General features: G+C 73.1%; 17 protein-coding genes and 1 tRNA gene. 6 read left to right on the top strand and 12 right to left on the bottom strand.

Going from position 1 to position 15,960, the window contains the following annotated elements; all coding sequences use genetic code 11:
* Positions 1–2: 2 nt before the first annotated feature.
* The 5 genes from EV190_RS20835 to EV190_RS20815 form a co-directional block, all read right to left on the bottom strand.
* A tRNA-Val gene (locus EV190_RS20835) sits at positions 3–76 on the bottom strand.
* 63 nt (positions 77–139) lie between these two features.
* Positions 140–487 (bottom strand): hypothetical protein, encoded by a 348-nt coding sequence (locus tag EV190_RS20830; protein ID WP_133743289.1) that lies wholly within the window; start codon positions 485–487, stop codon positions 140–142.
* A gap of 17 nt (positions 488–504) precedes the next feature.
* Positions 505–966, bottom strand: a complete 462-nt coding sequence (locus EV190_RS20825) for a peroxiredoxin (protein WP_133743288.1) — start codon at positions 964–966, stop codon at positions 505–507.
* 102 nt (positions 967–1,068) lie between these two features.
* Positions 1,069–1,500: a DUF3052 domain-containing protein gene (locus EV190_RS20820; protein WP_133743287.1), complete on the bottom strand. Its 432-nt coding sequence runs from the start codon at positions 1,498–1,500 to the stop codon at positions 1,069–1,071.
* 170 nt (positions 1,501–1,670) lie between these two features.
* The gene (locus tag EV190_RS20815) at positions 1,671–2,078 is read right to left on the bottom strand and encodes a secondary thiamine-phosphate synthase enzyme YjbQ (RefSeq protein WP_133743286.1); all 408 of its coding nucleotides are present in this window, start codon (positions 2,076–2,078) and stop codon (positions 1,671–1,673) included.
* Positions 2,079–2,232: 154 nt separating this feature from the next.
* Between EV190_RS20815 and EV190_RS20810 the strand changes: the two genes are divergently transcribed.
* On the top strand, positions 2,233–3,948 hold the full coding sequence (locus EV190_RS20810) for a DUF7800 domain-containing protein (RefSeq protein WP_133743285.1): 1,716 nt from the start codon (positions 2,233–2,235) through the stop codon (positions 3,946–3,948).
* Between the two features lie 9 nt (positions 3,949–3,957).
* Here the strand turns inward: EV190_RS20810 and EV190_RS20805 are convergent, their stop codons facing one another.
* The 5 genes from EV190_RS20805 to EV190_RS20785 form a co-directional block, all read right to left on the bottom strand.
* On the bottom strand, positions 3,958–4,761 hold the full coding sequence (locus EV190_RS20805) for a putative hydro-lyase (protein WP_133743284.1): 804 nt from the start codon (positions 4,759–4,761) through the stop codon (positions 3,958–3,960).
* 75 nt (positions 4,762–4,836) lie between these two features.
* The gene (locus EV190_RS20800) at positions 4,837–5,691 is read right to left on the bottom strand and encodes a 5-oxoprolinase subunit C family protein (RefSeq protein WP_133743283.1); all 855 of its coding nucleotides are present in this window, start codon (positions 5,689–5,691) and stop codon (positions 4,837–4,839) included.
* A gap of 89 nt (positions 5,692–5,780) precedes the next feature.
* The gene (locus tag EV190_RS20795) at positions 5,781–6,389 is read right to left on the bottom strand and encodes a 5-oxoprolinase subunit B family protein (RefSeq protein ID WP_133743282.1); all 609 of its coding nucleotides are present in this window, start codon (positions 6,387–6,389) and stop codon (positions 5,781–5,783) included.
* Positions 6,390–6,434: 45 nt separating this feature from the next.
* The gene (locus EV190_RS20790) at positions 6,435–7,190 is read right to left on the bottom strand and encodes a LamB/YcsF family protein (protein WP_133743281.1); all 756 of its coding nucleotides are present in this window, start codon (positions 7,188–7,190) and stop codon (positions 6,435–6,437) included.
* Positions 7,191–7,270: 80 nt separating this feature from the next.
* A complete protein-coding gene (locus tag EV190_RS20785; RefSeq protein ID WP_133743318.1) occupies positions 7,271–8,440 on the bottom strand; it encodes an NRAMP family divalent metal transporter in 1,170 nt (389 codons plus the stop codon).
* Positions 8,441–8,720: 280 nt separating this feature from the next.
* Between EV190_RS20785 and EV190_RS20780 the strand changes: the two genes are divergently transcribed.
* Positions 8,721–9,416 (top strand): GntR family transcriptional regulator, encoded by a 696-nt coding sequence (locus EV190_RS20780; RefSeq protein WP_208113273.1) that lies wholly within the window; start codon positions 8,721–8,723, stop codon positions 9,414–9,416.
* Between the two features lie 100 nt (positions 9,417–9,516).
* Here the strand turns inward: EV190_RS20780 and EV190_RS20775 are convergent, their stop codons facing one another.
* Together EV190_RS20775 and EV190_RS20770 are read right to left on the bottom strand one after the other, a co-directional pair.
* Complete coding sequence (locus EV190_RS20775; RefSeq protein WP_243742706.1) at positions 9,517–10,356, bottom strand: hypothetical protein; 840 nt, start codon at positions 10,354–10,356, stop codon at positions 9,517–9,519.
* Between the two features lie 426 nt (positions 10,357–10,782).
* Positions 10,783–12,000 carry a PucR family transcriptional regulator gene (locus EV190_RS20770; RefSeq protein WP_279536630.1) on the bottom strand — a complete coding sequence of 406 codons (1,218 nt, stop codon included), beginning with the start codon at positions 11,998–12,000 and terminating at the stop codon, positions 10,783–10,785.
* A 276-nt stretch (positions 12,001–12,276) separates the two neighbouring features.
* On the opposite strand from EV190_RS20770, the gene EV190_RS20765 reads away from it, so the two are divergent.
* From EV190_RS20765 to fabF, 4 genes are all read left to right on the top strand, one after another.
* Positions 12,277–13,161, top strand: a complete 885-nt coding sequence (locus EV190_RS20765; RefSeq protein ID WP_133743314.1) for an ACP S-malonyltransferase — start codon at positions 12,277–12,279, stop codon at positions 13,159–13,161.
* Positions 13,161–14,114, top strand: coding sequence for a beta-ketoacyl-ACP synthase III (locus EV190_RS20760; RefSeq protein WP_133743280.1), 954 nt, complete (start codon positions 13,161–13,163; stop codon positions 14,112–14,114). The genes EV190_RS20765 and EV190_RS20760 overlap by 1 nt, the downstream gene beginning before the upstream one ends.
* A 90-nt stretch (positions 14,115–14,204) precedes the next feature.
* Positions 14,205–14,444 (top strand): acyl carrier protein, encoded by a 240-nt coding sequence (locus tag EV190_RS20755; protein ID WP_133743279.1) that lies wholly within the window; start codon positions 14,205–14,207, stop codon positions 14,442–14,444.
* A gap of 137 nt (positions 14,445–14,581) precedes the next feature.
* On the top strand, positions 14,582–15,817 hold the full coding sequence (gene fabF, locus EV190_RS20750; RefSeq protein WP_133743278.1) for a beta-ketoacyl-ACP synthase II: 1,236 nt from the start codon (positions 14,582–14,584) through the stop codon (positions 15,815–15,817).
* Positions 15,818–15,960: the final 143 nt, after the last annotated feature.

The raw sequence follows: 15,960 nt of genomic DNA, 5'->3' as shown, positions 1-15,960 counted from the left end.
TGTGGGCGCGAGAGGACTCGAACCTCCGACCGCCCGCTTGTAAGGCGGGTGCTCTGACCAACTGAGCTACACGCCCGCGCGCAGAGGAGACCCGGCCGCAGCCGAGCTCCCGCACCGAGATAGTACCGGTTCGCGGGGGTCAGCGTCGCGTGTGCGGGGCGGGAAGGGCCGTCAGGCCGCTCAGGGCGCGGGACAGGGCCTGCTCGACCTCGTTGGTGAGGGCGGAGCCCGGGAGCGGCGCGGCGGCGGGCTGGGGGGCGGCCTGGGGGCGCACCTCCCCGCATCCGTGGCACTCGATCTCGCCCAGTCGGGAGATCAGGAACGTGGACCGGCAGCGGCCGCAGCGGTCGAGGTCGGCTTTCCAGTCCCGACTCACGAGGCAGTCCGGGCAGATCAGCACCTGGCGCTCGTGGCGGACCCCGCGCTTCCACGGTCGGGCGCCGCGAGCCGGGTCGCTGGGCCGCGCCCCGCACAGGTAGCAGGGCATGAGTCTCCTTCGGTGGATCAGCTCAACTCGGCGAATGCCTTGCGGTAGTCATCGAGGCTCCGGGCCCTGGAGACCGGGTTGACGATCTTCCACAGCACGACCCCCTCGGTGTCGATCAGGAAGGCTCCGCGCAGGGCCACGCCCTTGGCGTCGTCGAAGACCCCGTAGGCCCTGGCGACGGCGCCGTGCGGCCAGAAGTCCGAGAGCAGCGGGAACTCCAGGCCCTCCTGGTCGGCCCAGACCCGGTGGGAGAACACGGAGTCCACCGAGACGCTCAACAGCTGGACGCCGTGGCCGGCGAACTCGTCCGCGTTGTCGCGGAGCTCACGCAGCTCCCCTCCGCAGATCCCGGAGAAGGCCAGCGGGTAGAACACCACCGCGACGTTCCTCCGACCCCGGAAATCCGACAACCGCACGGTCTGGCCGTACTGGTCGGCGAGCGCGAAGTCCGGAGCGTTCCGGCCGATCTCGATCGACATGCGTCCTCGTTCCCCGGATCCGGTTCCGTGCCGCCCGCGTCGGGCGGGCGGCACGTGACACGCCCTAGGACCGGCGCCCGCGGCGCCGTCGGTCGGAAAGACTCAACGCTGCGCCTTGGGCAGGACGAGCCGGGTCCCCGACCAGTCGGGGCCGGCGCTCACCGCGCTGGTCTGCGACAGTCCCGCGGTGGTCGCGGCCTCCGCGACGTCGCTGGGCGGGACGTGCCCCTCTCTGCCAGCCTTGGGGGTCAGCACCAGGATGATGCCGCCTCCCTCGATCGTGGCGGACACGTCCACGAGGACGTCCGTGAGGTCGTCCTCCTCGTCGTCCCGCCACCACAGCAGCGCCGCGTCCACGACGTCGGCATAGTCCTCGTCGACCAGCTCACTGCCGGTACTCTCCGCGATCGACGCACGCAGCTGCTCGTCCACGTCGTCGTCGAACCCGAATTCCTGCACCACCTGACCCGGTTTGAACCCGAGTCGTTCGGCCAGGCCACGTTCGCTCTGTGCCTGGCCCGCGGTCGCGCTCACGAAAGTCCTCCTCCACTCTGTTGTCGCCCGCTCCTTACGGGCTCGGCCGCGACTGGCCCCGTAATCCTGGGTCGATCCCGCCGTTGCTGGCTAAGTTCACACGCTGGGCACCTGATCCGTCAACGCGTGCCCTCCCGTGTGCCCTGCTTCTACCATCCTGCCCCGTCAGCTCAGCCCGTCAAGAACGACAGCCGGACCTGACGCTCAGGATTATCGATGTTGACGTCCACAATGGCGATAGATTGCCACGTACCCAACGCGGGCTTCCCCGAAATCACCGGAACGGTGGCGTAGGGGGCGATGAGGGCCGGCATGACGTGCGAGCGCCCGTGGCCCGGGGAGCCGTGCCGGTGCCGCCAGCGGTCGTCCGCCGGAAGCAGGTCGCCCAGGGCCGCGAGCAGGTCCTCGTCGGAGCGGGCGCCCAGTTCCATGACCGCCACCCCGGCCGTGGCGTGCGGGACGAACACGTTCAGCAACCCGTCCTCGCCCGTCTCGGCCACGAACTCCGCACACTGCGGGGTGATGTCGATGACGGCCTCGGACCCGCCTGTGCGCAGGTCGAGCAATTTGGTCCGCATGTGGCAACGGTTACTCAGGACGGACCCGATTGCAAGCTCGCCCCCGTCCCCTGTGGACAGGACGGCGGTCACATCGCCCCCTGTCTCCCGGCACGCGGGAGCGGCCATACTCGTGGTGAGCCCTTTTTTGCGGAATCGACGGCGGGAGACACTGGTGGGTGCTGTACTTCGGCTCGGCCCGATGCTGCGCCACGTGAGCGAGACCACTGCGGCGGTCTGGGTGGAGACGGACGCCCCCTGCGCGGTCACGGTCACCGCCGGGGACCTCACTGCGCGGGCCGACACGTTCACGGTGCACGGGCACCACTACGCGCTGTGCGAGGTCGAGGGGCTGCGGCCCGGGCAGGCCCTGGAGTACGGGGTGCTCCTGGACGACGCGCCGGTGTGGCCCGAACCGGACTCGCCGCACCCGCCGAGCGTGCTGCGCGCGCTGGACCACGAGGCCCCGCAGCGGCTGCTGTTCGGGTCCTGCCGCACCCCCACCGACCACTCCCCCACCGCGGTGATGCGGTACGGGGTCGACATGCTGCGCGCCCACGCGTTGCGGCTCGCCGCCGACCGCCGGGACGCGGACACCGGCGCGGCCCCGGCGGAGCCCACCGCGCTGCTGCTCATCGGCGACCAGGTGTACGCCGACGAGATCCAGTCGCCGATGCGCGCGTATCTCGCCGAACGGCGCGCGCGCACCCCGGACGGCGGGGTCCGCCCGCCCGACGACGAGGTCGTGTTCTTCGACGAGTACGCGGAGCTGTACCGGCAGGCGTGGAGCGACCCGGACATCCGGTGGCTGCTGTCCACGGTGCCGACGCTGATGCTGTTCGACGACCACGACATCCGGGACGACTGGAACACCTCGGGCACCTGGCGGCGCGAGATCGAGCGGAACCGCTGGTGGCGTCCGCGCGTCACCTCCGGGCTGGGCTCGTACTGGGTGTACCAGCACCTGGGGAACCTCTCCCCCGGGGCGCGGGCCGGGGACCCGGTGTGGCGCGCCCTCACCGCGGGCGGCGGCGACGGCGGCGCGGTGCTGGACGACTTCGCGTGGCGGGCGCACAGCGAACCCGACTCCTACGTCTGGAGCCACCGGCACGACTTCGGGCGCAGCCGGGTGCTGATGGTGGACACCCGCTGCGGGCGCGACGTCGCCGACGACCGGGCGCGCTCCATGCTCGGCGGTCCCGGCTCCCGGTGGCTGGACGCGTCGATGACCGGGGACGTGGACCACCTGGTGCTGGCCAGCACGCTGCCGTTCCTGCTCCCGTCGGGCATCCACTACCTGGAGGCGTGGAACGAGGCGGTGTGCGCGGGCGCGTGGGGGGAGCGGATGCGGGGCCTCGGCGAGAAGCTGCGCCAGGAGATGGACCTGGAGCACTGGCCGGCGTTCGGGCGGTCCTTCTCGGCGGTGTCCGAGACGGTGCGGGAGGTGGCGGCGGGCGGGCGCGGCGCGCCGCCCGCGAGCGTGCTGTTCCTCGGCGGCGACGTGCACTTCTCCTACCTGGCCCGCGCCGCGCCCCGCGGCCGCGGGGCGGCCGCCTCGGGCACCGTGATCGCGCAGCTGGTCTGCTCTCCCGTCTGCAACTGGCTGCCGCCCACGATGCGCCGCATGATGTGGGTCGCCGCGCGCGCCGTCACGGGGCTCCTCTGCCGCACGATGGCCCGCCTGGCGGGCGTGCGCGCCCCGGCCCTGCGGTGGAGCCTGGACAAGGGCCCCTGGTACGACAACGCCCTGGCCACCCTCACCCTGGACGGCCGCGCGGCATCGGTCCGCTGGGAGCACTCCCCGGTCGTCCCCGCCGCCCTCCGCACGGTCCCGGGCCTCTCGACCCGCCCGCGGGTGCGGGAGCTGGCGACGCGGCGCCTCACCCCGTGACGGGACGCCTCAGGGCACCTGGTAGGCGCTGTCGCGGGCGTCGGTGACCGCCATGTGGCCGGGGGCGTGGGAGATCGCGAAGGCCGGGGACGACGCCATGACCGCGGCCTGGGGGGTGACCCCGCAGGCCCAGAAGACGGGGACCTCGCCGTCCCGGACCTCGACGGGGTCGCCGAAGTCGGGGCTGTCCAGGTCCGTGACGCCCAGTGCCGCCGGGTCCCCGATGTGGACGGGGGCTCCGTGCACGGCCGGATAGCGCGAGGTGACGCGCACGGCGTCGGCCACGCGGTCGGCGGGCACGGGGCGCATGGACACCACGAGCGGCCCGGACAGCCTCCCCGCGGGGCGGCAGGGGCGGTTGGTCCGGTACATCGCCACGTTGCTCCCGGCCTCGATGTGCCGGACCGGGATTCCCGCCTCCAGCAGCGGGGCCTCGAACGTGAAGCTGCACCCGATGAGGAAGGCGACCAGGTCGTCGCGCCAGGCCGCGCGCGCGTCGGTGGTCTCCTCGGTGAGGCGGCCGTCCACGTACACGCGGTAGGCGGGCAGGTCCGTGCGGAGGTCGCCGTCGAAGACCGAGGCGTCGGTCCGGCCGGGTTCGGTGACGTCCAGCACCGGGCAGGACTTCGGGTTGCGCTGGGCGAACAGCAGGAAGTCGAAGGCGAGGTCGCGCGGCAGCGCGATCAGGTTGGCCTGGGCGTATCCGGCGCAGTAGCCGGAGGTGGGCGTCTTCAGGCCGGCGCGGAACAGGGACCGCGCCTCGGCGGGGGAGAGCGCGGCGGGGTCGGCCGGCGCGGTGGGCCGCTGGTTCACTGTCGTCTCCGAATCGTCGTGGACGGGTTGTCCTGTTCCGGTGTCGTGCTTCCCCGGGAGCCGCTCTCCCGGCCCTCAGAGGCGGAATCTCAGCCGCGTGCCCGGGCGGGCCTGGGCGGCGCGGGGAAGGTCCTCGGAGGCGACGACGGCGATCACCGGGTAGCCGCCGGTGACGGGGTGGTCGGCGAGGAAGAGGACGGGGTCGCCGTCGGTCGGGATCTGCAGGGAGCCCGGAACCATGCCCTCGCTGGGCAGCTCCTCCTTCCGGTGGCGGTCCAGGGGCGGGCCCAGCAGGCGCGCGCCGACCCGGTCGCTGCGGCCGCTCACCTCGTAGACACCGGACAGCAGGGTGCGCACGGCGTCGGGGGTGAACCAGTCGTGACGCGGCCCCAGGACCACGCGCAGGGTGGTCTCGGTGCCGGGGAGCTCGGCGACGGGCGCCGCGTCGGTGACGGGGAACCCCGCGGGCGGCGCTCCCACCGGCAGGAGGGCGCCGGGGGCGACTCTGGCCGGGCCGAGGTCGGCGAGGGTGTCGGTGCTGCGCGACCCCAGGACGGGGGGCACGTCGACGCCGCCGCGCACGGCCAGGTAGCCGCGCAGGCCGCGGGTGGGGACGCCCAGGCGCAGTTCGGCCCCGTCGGGGACGGACAGGACCGTGTTCATCGCGGCACCGCGCCCGTCGACGCTGACCGGGCCCGGGGCGCCGGTCACGGCGACGGTCACGGTGCCGCGGGCGCGCAGCCGCAGCCCTCCGAAGGTGACCTCCAGCGCGGCCGCTCCGGGCGGGTTGGCCAGCAGCCGGTTGGCGAGGGCGTAGGAGGCCGCGTCGGCCGCGCCGGAGCGGCCGACGCCGAGCGACGCGTGCCCCGGCCTCCCCGCGTCCTGCACCGTGGTGAGCATTCCGGTCTCCAGCACCTCTAGGCCTGCCATCTGCAACTGCCGTCCCTCGTTCTCCACCGGATGCCCCCGTCCTCGAAGGAGCGGCTCCCCGTCTGCGGTGTCCACAATCCGACCAGGCCTTACCGAACCGGGGTGAACCGCACGCGCACGCCCGGGCGCAGCAGGCCCGGAGGGTCGCGGTCCAGGTCCCAGACGACGCTCTCGGTGCTCCCCAGGAGCTGCCAGCCGCCCGGGGAGCTGCGCGGGTAGACGCCGGTGAACTCGCCCGCCAGGGCCACCGCTCCGGCGGGGACGCGGGTGCGGGCCTCGGCGCGGCGCGGCACGCGCAGGCGGTGGTCGTCGCTCACCAGGTAGCCGAAGCCCGGCGCGAACCCGCAGAAGGCGACGGTCCAGGTCGTCCCGGTGTGCGCGGCGACGACCTCGCGCTCGCTCAGGCCGGTGGCCGCGGCGATGTCGGCGAGGTCCTCGCCGTCGTAGCGCACCGGTATCCGCACCTCCCCCGCTGCCGCGCGGCCCTCGGGCCGGGGCCTCAGGGCGCGGACGGCGGCGGCCACCGCGGCGGGGTCGGCCCCGGGCTCCAGACGCAGCAGTACGGTGCGCGCGGCCGGGACGACCTCTCCCACTCCGGGCGGCGGCCCCTCCGCGAGCGCCGCCTGGAGCGCCAGCACCTCGTCGAGGTCGGCGACCTCGACGAGGACCCCGACGTCACCGCAGTTCAGGATGCGCACGCGTCCCCCTCTTCTCCTGTCCCCGCTCCACCGGCGCCGCGCTCCTCACGCGAACGCCGCGATCCGTACGCCCTCCGCGCCCAGCCGGTCCGACACGGCCCGGGCGATGCGCACCGCGCCGGGGCTGTCGCCGTGCACGCACAGCGAGTCCGCCTCGACGAGCACCCTGCTGCCGTCGACCGCGGCGATCGACTCGCCCCTGGCGATGCGCAGGCAGCGCTCGGCCACCTCCTCCGGGTCGTGCAGGACCGCGCCGGGGGAACGGCGCGACACCAGCGTCCCCTCGGGGGTGTAGGCGCGGTCGGCGAAGGCCTCGCGGACCGTGCGCAGCCCCGCCCTTCCGGCCAGGTCCAGCCACACCGAACCGGGCAGGCCCAGCACGGGCAGCTCCGGGTCGTAGAGCCGGACCGCCTCGACGACGGCGGCGGCCTGCTCCTCGTGGTGCACGATCGCGTTGTACAGCGCCCCGTGCGGTTTGACGTAGCGCACGCGCTCCCCGGCGATCCGGGCGAAGGCCCCGAGCGCGCCGAGCTGGTAGACGATGTCGTCGGTCAGCTCCTCGGGCGGCATGTCGACGAACCGACGCCCGAACCCGGCGAGGTCGCGGTAGCCGACGTGGGCTCCGATGGCGACACCCCGCCGCGCGGCCTCCTCGCAGGTGCGGCGCAGCACCACGGGGTCGCCCGCGTGGAAGCCGCAGGCCACGTTGGCGCTGGTGACGATGGACAGCAGCGCCTCGTCGTCACCGAGCTCCCAGCGGCCGAAGCCTTCACCGAGGTCGGAGTTGAGGTCGATGGGCATCGTGGCTCCTTCCTGTCCCTCTCGTTGTTCCCGGACCGGTGCGGTCCCGGCCGCGCCCTCGCGGCGGCCGGGACCCCGCGTCACGCCCACAGGGCGCCGACGCCGCTGAGCGCGTTGACCGCGATGTAGGCGGTCAGCAGCCAGGCCGCGACGCCCACGACGAGCAGCCACCTGGGATACCTGTAGCCGTGCAGCAGGTCTCCCGAGCGGCGCAGCGCCACCCACAGCATGATGCCCAGGCCCACGGGCAGAATGATCCCGTTGAGCGCTCCGGCCAGGATCAGCAGTGTGGTGGGGGCCTGCTCCAGCATGAGGTAGACGACCGTGGAGACGGAGATGAACCCCGCGACCAGCAAGCCCCGGTGTCTGCGCAGTCCCGGGGAGAAGGTGGAGACGAAGGACACCGAGGTGTAGGAGGCGCCGATGACGGAGCTGATCGCGGCCGCCCACATGATGACCCCGAACAACCGCACCCCCGCCTCGCCGGCCGCCTGCGCGAACGCCTCGGCCGGGGGGTTGGCCGCGTCCAGGATCGACGCCCCTCCCGTGACGACGCCGAGCACCGCCAGGAAGAGCAGCACCCGCATGACCCCGGTGACGACGATGCCGGTGACCGAGGCCCGGGTGATGGCGGTGGCGTTCTCGGGGCCGCTGACACCGGCGTCGACCAGGCGGTGCGCGCCGGCGTAGGTGATGTAGCCGCCGACGGTGCCGCCGATGATGGTCACGGTCGCCAGGAACACGTCGTTGTCGAGCCGGTCGGGCCACACCGACTGGCGCAGCGCCTCGCCCACCGGCGGGTCGGACACGAACGCCACGTACAGGGTCATCGCGATCATCAGCACGCCCAGGACCACCAGGATGCGGTCCATCGCCGCGCCCGCGCGCTTGACCAGGAACAGCGCGATGGCGATCACCGCGGACAGCGCTCCGCCGATCTTGACGTCGATCCCGGCCAGCGCGTCAAGGCCCAACGCGGTGCCGGCGATGTTGCCGACGTTGAACACCAGGCCGCCGAAGACGATGAGGGCGGCGAGCAGGTACCCGGCGCCGGGCACGACCTTGTTGGCCAGCTCCTGGGCGTACGTCCCGGCCACGCCGACGACGCGCCAGATGTTCAGCTGCACCGCGATGTCCACCAGGACCGACACCAGGATCGCGAACGCGAACGTCGCGCCCAGCTGGGCGGTGAAGCTCGTGGTCTGGGTGATGAAACCCGGGCCGATCGCGCTGGTGGCCATCAGGAACATCGCGCCCAGCAGCACGCTGCCGCCGGCGACGCGCGCGGGCCTGGGCCGGGGGGCGGTCTTGGGTGAGTCCTCCACGGTGCCTCCGTCTCGGGGAGTGGGATGTGACGGCAACCACACCTCCAATTTGTTGAACAATACTTCAATACTTCAATCTCGTACATGTGAACCGGGGTTACTTTTCCGCTTCATCCCCCTTCGCCCCCGGCCACGGCTCCGTTCGCCGTCGGCCACAATGGAGCGGAACGGGTTGTTCAACAAACCACCGAGCTGAGGAGCGGGCGTGACGGTGACAGGCGACTGGATCGATCGGCTTCCGGACGTCGCCGAGGCGATGGGCCGCTCCAGCACCGCCGAGCGGGTCGCCGACATGCTGCGCGAACTCGTCATCGACGGCGCGCTGGCGCCGGGCACCCGGCTGTCCGAGCAGAAGATCAGCGAGAAGTTCAAGGTCTCGCGCAACACCCTGCGCGAGGCGTTCCGGCTGCTGGGCCACGAGCGCCTGCTGGTCCACGAGTTCAACCGCGGCGTGTTCGTCGCCAAGCCCGGCCTGGACGACGTCGTCGACCTCTACCGGGCCCGCCGCCCCCTGGAGCTGGCGGCCGTCCGCGGCGCGGCCTCGGCGCCCGCGGGCGCGGTCGGGGCGGTCCGCGCGGCGGTCGAGGAGGGCGAGGCCGCCGAGGCGCGCGGCGACTGGTGGGGCATCGGCACCGCCAACATGCACTTCCACCAGGCGATCGGAGAGCTTGCGGGGAGCACGCGCGTGGCCGAGGTCATGCGCCAGCTGCTCGCCGAGATGCGACTGGCCTTCCACGTAATGGCCGCGCCCCGCGAGTTCCACGCCCCTTACCTGGACGAGAACCGCGCGATCTACGAGCGGCTGGCCGACGGCCGCTTCGAGGAGGCGGCCGAGCGCCTCGCCGCCTACTTCGACCGGGCCGAGGACCAGCTCGTCAGGGCGTTCGCCCCTTCGCGCTGAGGCGCCCGGCGGCGTTTCCCCGCCGATCCCGACCTTTCCGGGGCCGCGGGGACGCCCGAAACCCCGGAAAGGTCGGGATCAGCGGGGCAAGGGCGGGAAACTAGCCGTTCTTGGCCTTGCGCCGCTGCTGCTCGGTGCGGTGTCCGCGCTGCTTGGGGCGGGTGTTGGCGCGCAGCCGAAGGAGCTGGAGGGAGGGCTGGGGGGTGGTCCCGCCCGACGCCGTGAACCCCGGGATCAGCGACTCGATGCTGGTCATGGGCTCGCTGGGCGGCACCAGGCGCTCGGGCACCCCGGGGATGTTCTTGGGGGACTCCGCCTCGGTTCTGGCGGTTTTGGCGGTTCTGGCGCCCCTCTCGGCGCCCTCGCCCCCGGCCCTTCCCCGGCTCTCCGGCCGGGAACCGGTCGCCTTCGCCCTGCGCCGGGCGAGGTAGCGGGTGACCAGCGGCCACTCCACCGGGGCCGCCTGGGCCAGGCCCGCCCACAGGTACGCCTTGGTGCCCCACGCCTCCATCGCCCGGCGCGACCGCGAGACGGTGAAGTAGCCGGGCAGGGCCAGCAGCAGCTGCGGCCACGCCAGAGCGAGGGCGACGGCGTAGGGGAACAGGCCGCCGCCCGCCACCGCGGCGGCGGCCCCCATTACGACGGGGGTCATCGCGAGGCCGATGCGCAGGCTGGTGATCTGCTGGAAGCGGTACAGCGAACGGCGCACCGAGACCTCCGGCGGCATCCCCTCGGGCAGGGGCGTGGGCTGCGCCACGACCGCCAGCAGCAGCGACCCGACCGAGACCGACCCCGACAGCAGGATCGTCCACCCGGGCGCCGACCACTCGCCGCGCAGCACGAGCGCGAGCAGTCCCAGGAGCAACAACGGGATCGGCGCGAAGAAGAGGACCTGGCGCCGGATCTGTCCGGCCGCCGTGGGTTCTCGGACGACCCCCACCACACTCTTGTGAAGACGTCCCAGACCGAACACCGCCATTGTTCCCCCTAACAGTGTTTTCTGCCATGCCGACGGGCCAAGGCGACCCTGGTCGGCCGCGCCCTCGACCGGCGACCGCGCTTACGGAGCGACGGGAGGAGAACACACTCCGCGCTCGCGTACTCACTGTTCACGTTATCCGGTTTCCGGCCCTCGTGCGGGTTTGGCCCTACCCGCCGAGACGCCGGTGATACGACCCTATTCACGCGGACCGCCGCCCGGTTCCCGACCTCGTGGGGCCGGAGTTCGCCAATGGGCGTTTTCGGAAGCGTCCCCGTCGGGCATCGGCGCTGGTGGCGGGGAGAACACGCCCGCCGCACCCCCGCTCCCGGCCCGTTTTCGAGTCCGGATCGTTCTCCGCGCGTGCGTCCGGCGTCCGCGTCCCGTTCAGCCGCGCTCGGCCAGCCGCCCCAGGGTCACCGCCACCCGCAGCGCGAACGAGCCGCGCCCGTCCGAGGGCGTGAACCCGGTCAGCTCGGCCACCCGGCTCAGCCGGTAGCGCACGGTGTTGGGGTGCACGAACAGCATACGGGCGGTGGACTCCAGCGACGAGGCGTGCTCCAGGTACACGGTGAGCGTGTCCAGCAGCGGCGACCCCGCTCCGCGCAGCGGCAGGTACACGTCCTCGATGAGCTTGCGGCGGGCCGCCTCGTCGCCGTCCAGGGCCCGCTCGGGCAGCAGGTCCTCGGCGGGGACCGGCCTCGGCGCGTCGGGCCAGGCCCGGGCGGCGCGCAGGCCGTCGACCGCCGCGCGCGCCGAGCGGCTGGCCGCCTGCAGGTCGGTCACCGGCGGCCCCACCACCACGGCCCCGGGGCCGAAGAGCCCCTCCAGCGGGCCCGCGGCGGCGACCGGGTCGGCGGCGTCCCCCTCGTTCACCCCCACCACGACGACCACCCGTTCGCCCTGGACCCCCGCGAGCACGTCGTGCCCGGCGCGCCGGGCCAGCGCCCGAAGGTCCGCCAGGACCTCCTCCGCGTCCTGGTCGCCCAGCAGCCCGGCGATCGCGATCACCGGCGTGTGCGACCAGCCCAGCGACGCGCTCCAGGTCTGGAGCCCCTCCTCGCGGTCCCCGTGCAGCAGCGCGTCGACGATGAGCGCCTCCAACCGGGCGTCCCACGCGCCGCGCGCCTCGGCCGCGCGGGCGTAGACGCGGGCGGTGCTGAAGGCCACCTCCCTGCTGTACCGCAGCATGGCCTCGCGCAGCTGCTGCTCACCGCCGGGCGCGGCCAGTTCGCCGACCTGGTTCTCCACGACGTCGATGACGACGCGGACCATCTCCACCGTCTGCTGCAGCGAGACCGACCGGGTGAGCTCGCGGGGGGCGGTGCCGAAGACCTCCACGGCGATCGCGGGGCGCCCCCGGCCCGGGTTCTTGAACCAGTCGACGAAGGCGGCGACCCCGGACTGGGCGACCAGCCCGACCCAGGACCGGTCCTCCGCGGACATCTCGCGGAACCAGAACAGCCGCTGCTCCATCCGCGCCACCGCGGCCGTGCCCAGGGCGCCCATGGCGCGCTCCAGCCGCAGGACGGTCGCGGCCCGCACCGCCTCGCAGTCGCCGTCGGGGCCGTCAGCGGGAGTCCGGTCAAGGGAATCGGTGGTCACCCCCCTAGGGTGACATCCCGGGGCAGGCACCGGTTCGGCGGAACACCCTTCCCGACACCCCCAGGAGGCCACAAGTGACCTGGGCCACTCGGATACCGGACGGTAACTCTTGCTTTTGTGGGGAATCCACAAAACAGGAGTCATAAACTTCGTGCCTGTCCCCATCAAGCTGGTGATGTTCTACAGGGCAAGGTTGATTCTGTGCTTGCAATCGTCGCTCCCGGCCAAGGTGCCCAGGTACCCGGTTTCCTCTCCGCATGGCTCGAACTCCCCGGCATGGCCGAGCGGTTCGCCGAGTGGTCCGAGGTCACCGGGCTCGACCTCGTGCGCTACGGCACGACCGCTGACGCCGATGAGATCCGCGACACCGCTGTCGCCCAACCACTGCTGGTGAGCGCCGGCATCGCGGCGACCACCGCGCTGTTCGGTGAACTCGCCGAAGCCGCCGCGTCCATCGACGTGGCCGCCGGGCACAGCGTCGGCGAGTTCACCGCCGCCGTCGTCGCCGGGGTGCTGTCCCCCCGCGACTCCCTGGCGCTGGTCGCCGAACGGGGCCGCAGCATGGCCGAGGCCTCGGCGGTCACCCCGACGGGCATGACCGCCGTCCTGGGCGGCGACCGCGACGAGGTGCTCGCCGCGATCGAGGCCGCCGGTCTGACCCCCGCCAACGACAACGGCTCCGGCCAGATCGTCGCGGCGGGAACGGCCGAGCAGCTGGAGGCGTTCGCCGCGGCCCCGCCCGCGAAGGCGCGCCTGCGCCCGCTGGCCGTGGCCGGGGCCTTCCACACCCGGCACATGGCCCCGGCGGCGGAGCGGGTCGACGCGCTGGCCTCCGGGCTGTCCCCGTCGGACCCGCGCACCCGGCTGCTGTCCAACCGCGACGGCGCGGTCGTGGCCTCGGGCGCGGACTACCTGTCCCGCCTGGTCTCCCAGATCAGCTCGCCGGTCCGGTGGGACGCCTGCAGCACCGCGCTCGCCGACCTCGGTGTCACCGCGCTGATCGAACTGCCCCCCGCGGGCACCCTGACGGGCCTCGCCAAGCGCGGGCTCCGCGGTGTCGAACGGCTCGCCGTGAAGTCCCCCGACGACCTGGACCGGGCGCGCGAGCTCATCAAGGCGCACGCGGGTCTGACCCCCGCCGATCTGGAAGGGCACGCCTGATGAAGATCTCCCCCGCCTCCCCCGGAGCGCGCATCGTCGCGCTGGGCGAGTACCAGCCCGCCAACATCGTCACCAACGCCGACCTGGCGGCTCGCGTGGACACCTCGGACGAGTGGATCCAGAGCCGCGTCGGCATCAGGGAACGCCGCGTCGCGGGCCCCGAGGAGTCCGTGGTCGACATGGCGGTGATCGCCGGGGGCAAGGCGCTGGCCGCCGGCGGACTGGCCCCCGAGGACATCGACCTGGTGATCGTGGCCACCTGCACGCAGGAGGACCAGATCCCCAACGCCTCGGCGAGCGTGGCCGCGCGCCTGGGGATCCCCTCGCCCGGCGCGTTCGACGTCAACGCCGCCTGCGCGGGCTTCTGCTACGCCCTGGGCGTGGCCAACGACGCGGTGCGCGCCGGCTCGGCCCGCAACGTGCTGGTCGTCGGCGCCGAGAAGCTGTCCCAGTGGATCGACTGGACCGACCGCACGACCTGTGTGATCTTCGCGGACGGCGCCGGCGCCGCCGTCGTGTCGGCCTCGGAGGAGCCCGGCATCGGCCCCGTGGTGTGGGGCAGCTCGGGCGAGCGCGCCGACAAGATCTACATGCGCGAGAACAAGTACCTCTACCAGGAGGGCCAGGCGGTCTTCCGGTGGACCACCACCGAGCTCTACCCGGTGGCCCTGGAGGCCCTGGAGCGCGCCGGTGTGGCCCCCGAGGAGCTCACGGCGTTCGTCCCGCACCAGGCGAACCTGCGCATCGTGGAATCCATCGCACGCAAGCTGGGGGCGCCGCAGGCACTCGTCGCCCGCGATATTGTCACCGCTGGCAACACCTCGTCGGCTTCGGTTCCGCTCGCGCTCTCACGCATGATCGGACGCGGTGAGCTCCCCTCGGGAAGCACCGTGCTGACCATGGGCTACGGCGCCGGCCTGGCCTACGCGGCGCAGGTCCTTCGCGTCCCCTAGCCCACGGGCGGCCCGGTGCCCGCTCGCCGCGCGCCGAAGCCGTCGTGTACGAACCGTCACCCGCAGCAACGACATAAGGAGAAACCCGACATGGCCTACTCGGACAAGGAGATCCTGGACGGTCTCGGCGAGATCATCGACGAGATCGCCGGCGTCCCCGCGGGTGACGTCACCCCGGAGAAGAGCTTCGTGGACGACCTCGACATCGACTCCCTTTCGATGGTCGAGATCGCCGTCGCCGCGCAGGACAAGTTCGGCGTGGAGATCCCCGACGACCAGCTCAAGGACCTCAAGACGGTCCAGGACGTCATCGTCTTCATCCAGAAGTAGCGACACCCGTTTTCCCGCCCGCCGACGCCGTGCCGTCGGCGGGCACACCGGGACGCGCGTCCGCGCGTCCCACGCCGTCCTCCCCGGCGCGGCGGCACGCCCCGGGGACCGACCACCAGACGAGAGGGCGATCGGCCATGAGTAACCGCGAAGTCGTCGTCACCGGCCTTGGAGCCACCACCCCGCTGGGTGGTGACGTCGCCACTACCTGGTCGGCGCTGCTCGAAGGTCGGTCCGGCATCACCAACCTGCCCGAGGAGTGGCACGAGAAGCTCCCCGTGCACTTCGCCGGGATCGCCGCCGTGGACCCGTCGGAGAAGCTCGAGCGGCACCGGCTCCGCCGTCTGGACCGCACCCAGCAGTTCTCGCTGGTCGCCGCCCGCGAGGCGTGGACCGACGCGGGAGCCCCCGAGGTCGACCCGCTGCGCCTGGGCGCCGTGGTCTCCAGCGGCATCGGCGGCATCCTGACGATCCTGAACCAGTACGACACCTTCCGCGAGAAGGGCTGGAAGCGCGTCTCGCCGTTCACGGTGCCGATGCTCATGCCCAACAGCCCCGCGGCCGCCGTGGCCCTGGAGTTCGGCGCGCGCGCCGGCGCGCACTCCCCGGTGAGCGCCTGCGCCTCCAGCGCCGAGGCCATCGCCGACGCCATCGACATGATCCGCTCGGGCCGCGCCGACATCGTGATCGCCGGCGGGACCGAGGCCGCGATCCACCCCCTGAACATCGCCTCGTTCGCCGCCATGCGCGCGCTGTCGACCCGCAACGACGACCCCCAGGGCGCGTCGCGTCCCTTCGACGTCACCCGGGACGGCTTCGTCATGGGCGAGGGCGCGGGCATCCTCGTACTGGAGTCCGCCGAGCACGCCGCGGCGCGGGGGGCCCGCGTCTACGCGGTGGCCGCCGGAGCCGGCTACACCTGCGACGCGCACGACATCGTGCAGCCCGACCCGTCGGGCGAGGGACAGGCGCGGGCGATCCACTACGCGCTGGAGGACGCGGACCTCGAGCCCGCGGACATCTTCCACATCAACGCGCACGCCACGTCCACCCCCGCGGGGGACACCGGCGAGACCCGCGCCATCCGCTCGGCGCTGGGCGACATCACCGACCAGGTCGCCGTCACCTCCACCAAGTCCATGACCGGCCACCTCCTGGGCGGCGCCGGGGCGGTGGAGTCCATCGCGACGATCCTCGCCCTGCGCGACGGCACGGTCCCGGCGACGATCAACACCGACCAGCTCGACCCCGAGGTGGCCGTGGACGTCGTCCTGGACAAGCCGCGCGACCTGCCCACCGGGGACATCGCCGCCATCAACGAGTCCTTCGGCTTCGGCGGCCACAACATCGCCCTCGTCTTCCGCCGCGCCTAGACCGCCGGTGGGGGAGCCCCGCCCGGCCGGGGGGGGGCGGGGCGGCCGGATGATCCTCCGCGGCCGCCCCGCCCCCTCTGGCCGGACCGCGGTCTCACATCGACGTTCCACGTGCCCGGTCGGGCGACGGCCGTCCACACGGG

Origin of the sequence: Actinorugispora endophytica, from assembly GCF_004363075.1 — a bacterium.
GTDB lineage: Bacteria > Actinomycetota > Actinomycetes > Streptosporangiales > Streptosporangiaceae > Actinorugispora > Actinorugispora endophytica.
This window is presented reverse-complemented; position numbering and strand designations above follow the sequence as displayed.

What these genes read in the sequence shown, in the direction of transcription:
- EV190_RS20825 (WP_133743288.1), bottom strand. Translation starts at nt 966, where the DNA reads ATGTCGATCGAGATCGGCCGGAACGCTCCGGACTTCGCGCTCGCCGAC.
- EV190_RS20800 (WP_133743283.1), bottom strand. Translation starts at nt 5,691, where the DNA reads ATGGCAGGCCTAGAGGTGCTGGAGACCGGAATGCTCACCACGGTGCAG.
- EV190_RS20785 (WP_133743318.1), bottom strand. Translation starts at nt 8,440, where the DNA reads ATGTTCCTGATGGCCACCAGCGCGATCGGCCCGGGTTTCATCACCCAG.
- EV190_RS20790 (WP_133743281.1), bottom strand. Translation starts at nt 7,190, where the DNA reads ATGCCCATCGACCTCAACTCCGACCTCGGTGAAGGCTTCGGCCGCTGG.
- fabF (WP_133743278.1), top strand. Translation starts at nt 14,582, where the DNA reads ATGAGTAACCGCGAAGTCGTCGTCACCGGCCTTGGAGCCACCACCCCG.
- EV190_RS20815 (WP_133743286.1), bottom strand. Translation starts at nt 2,078, where the DNA reads ATGCGGACCAAATTGCTCGACCTGCGCACAGGCGGGTCCGAGGCCGTC.
- EV190_RS20830 (WP_133743289.1), bottom strand. Translation starts at nt 487, where the DNA reads ATGCCCTGCTACCTGTGCGGGGCGCGGCCCAGCGACCCGGCTCGCGGC.
- EV190_RS20760 (WP_133743280.1), top strand. Translation starts at nt 13,161, where the DNA reads ATGAAGATCTCCCCCGCCTCCCCCGGAGCGCGCATCGTCGCGCTGGGC.
- EV190_RS20765 (WP_133743314.1), top strand. Translation starts at nt 12,277, where the DNA reads ATGGCCGAGCGGTTCGCCGAGTGGTCCGAGGTCACCGGGCTCGACCTC.
- EV190_RS20755 (WP_133743279.1), top strand. Translation starts at nt 14,205, where the DNA reads ATGGCCTACTCGGACAAGGAGATCCTGGACGGTCTCGGCGAGATCATC.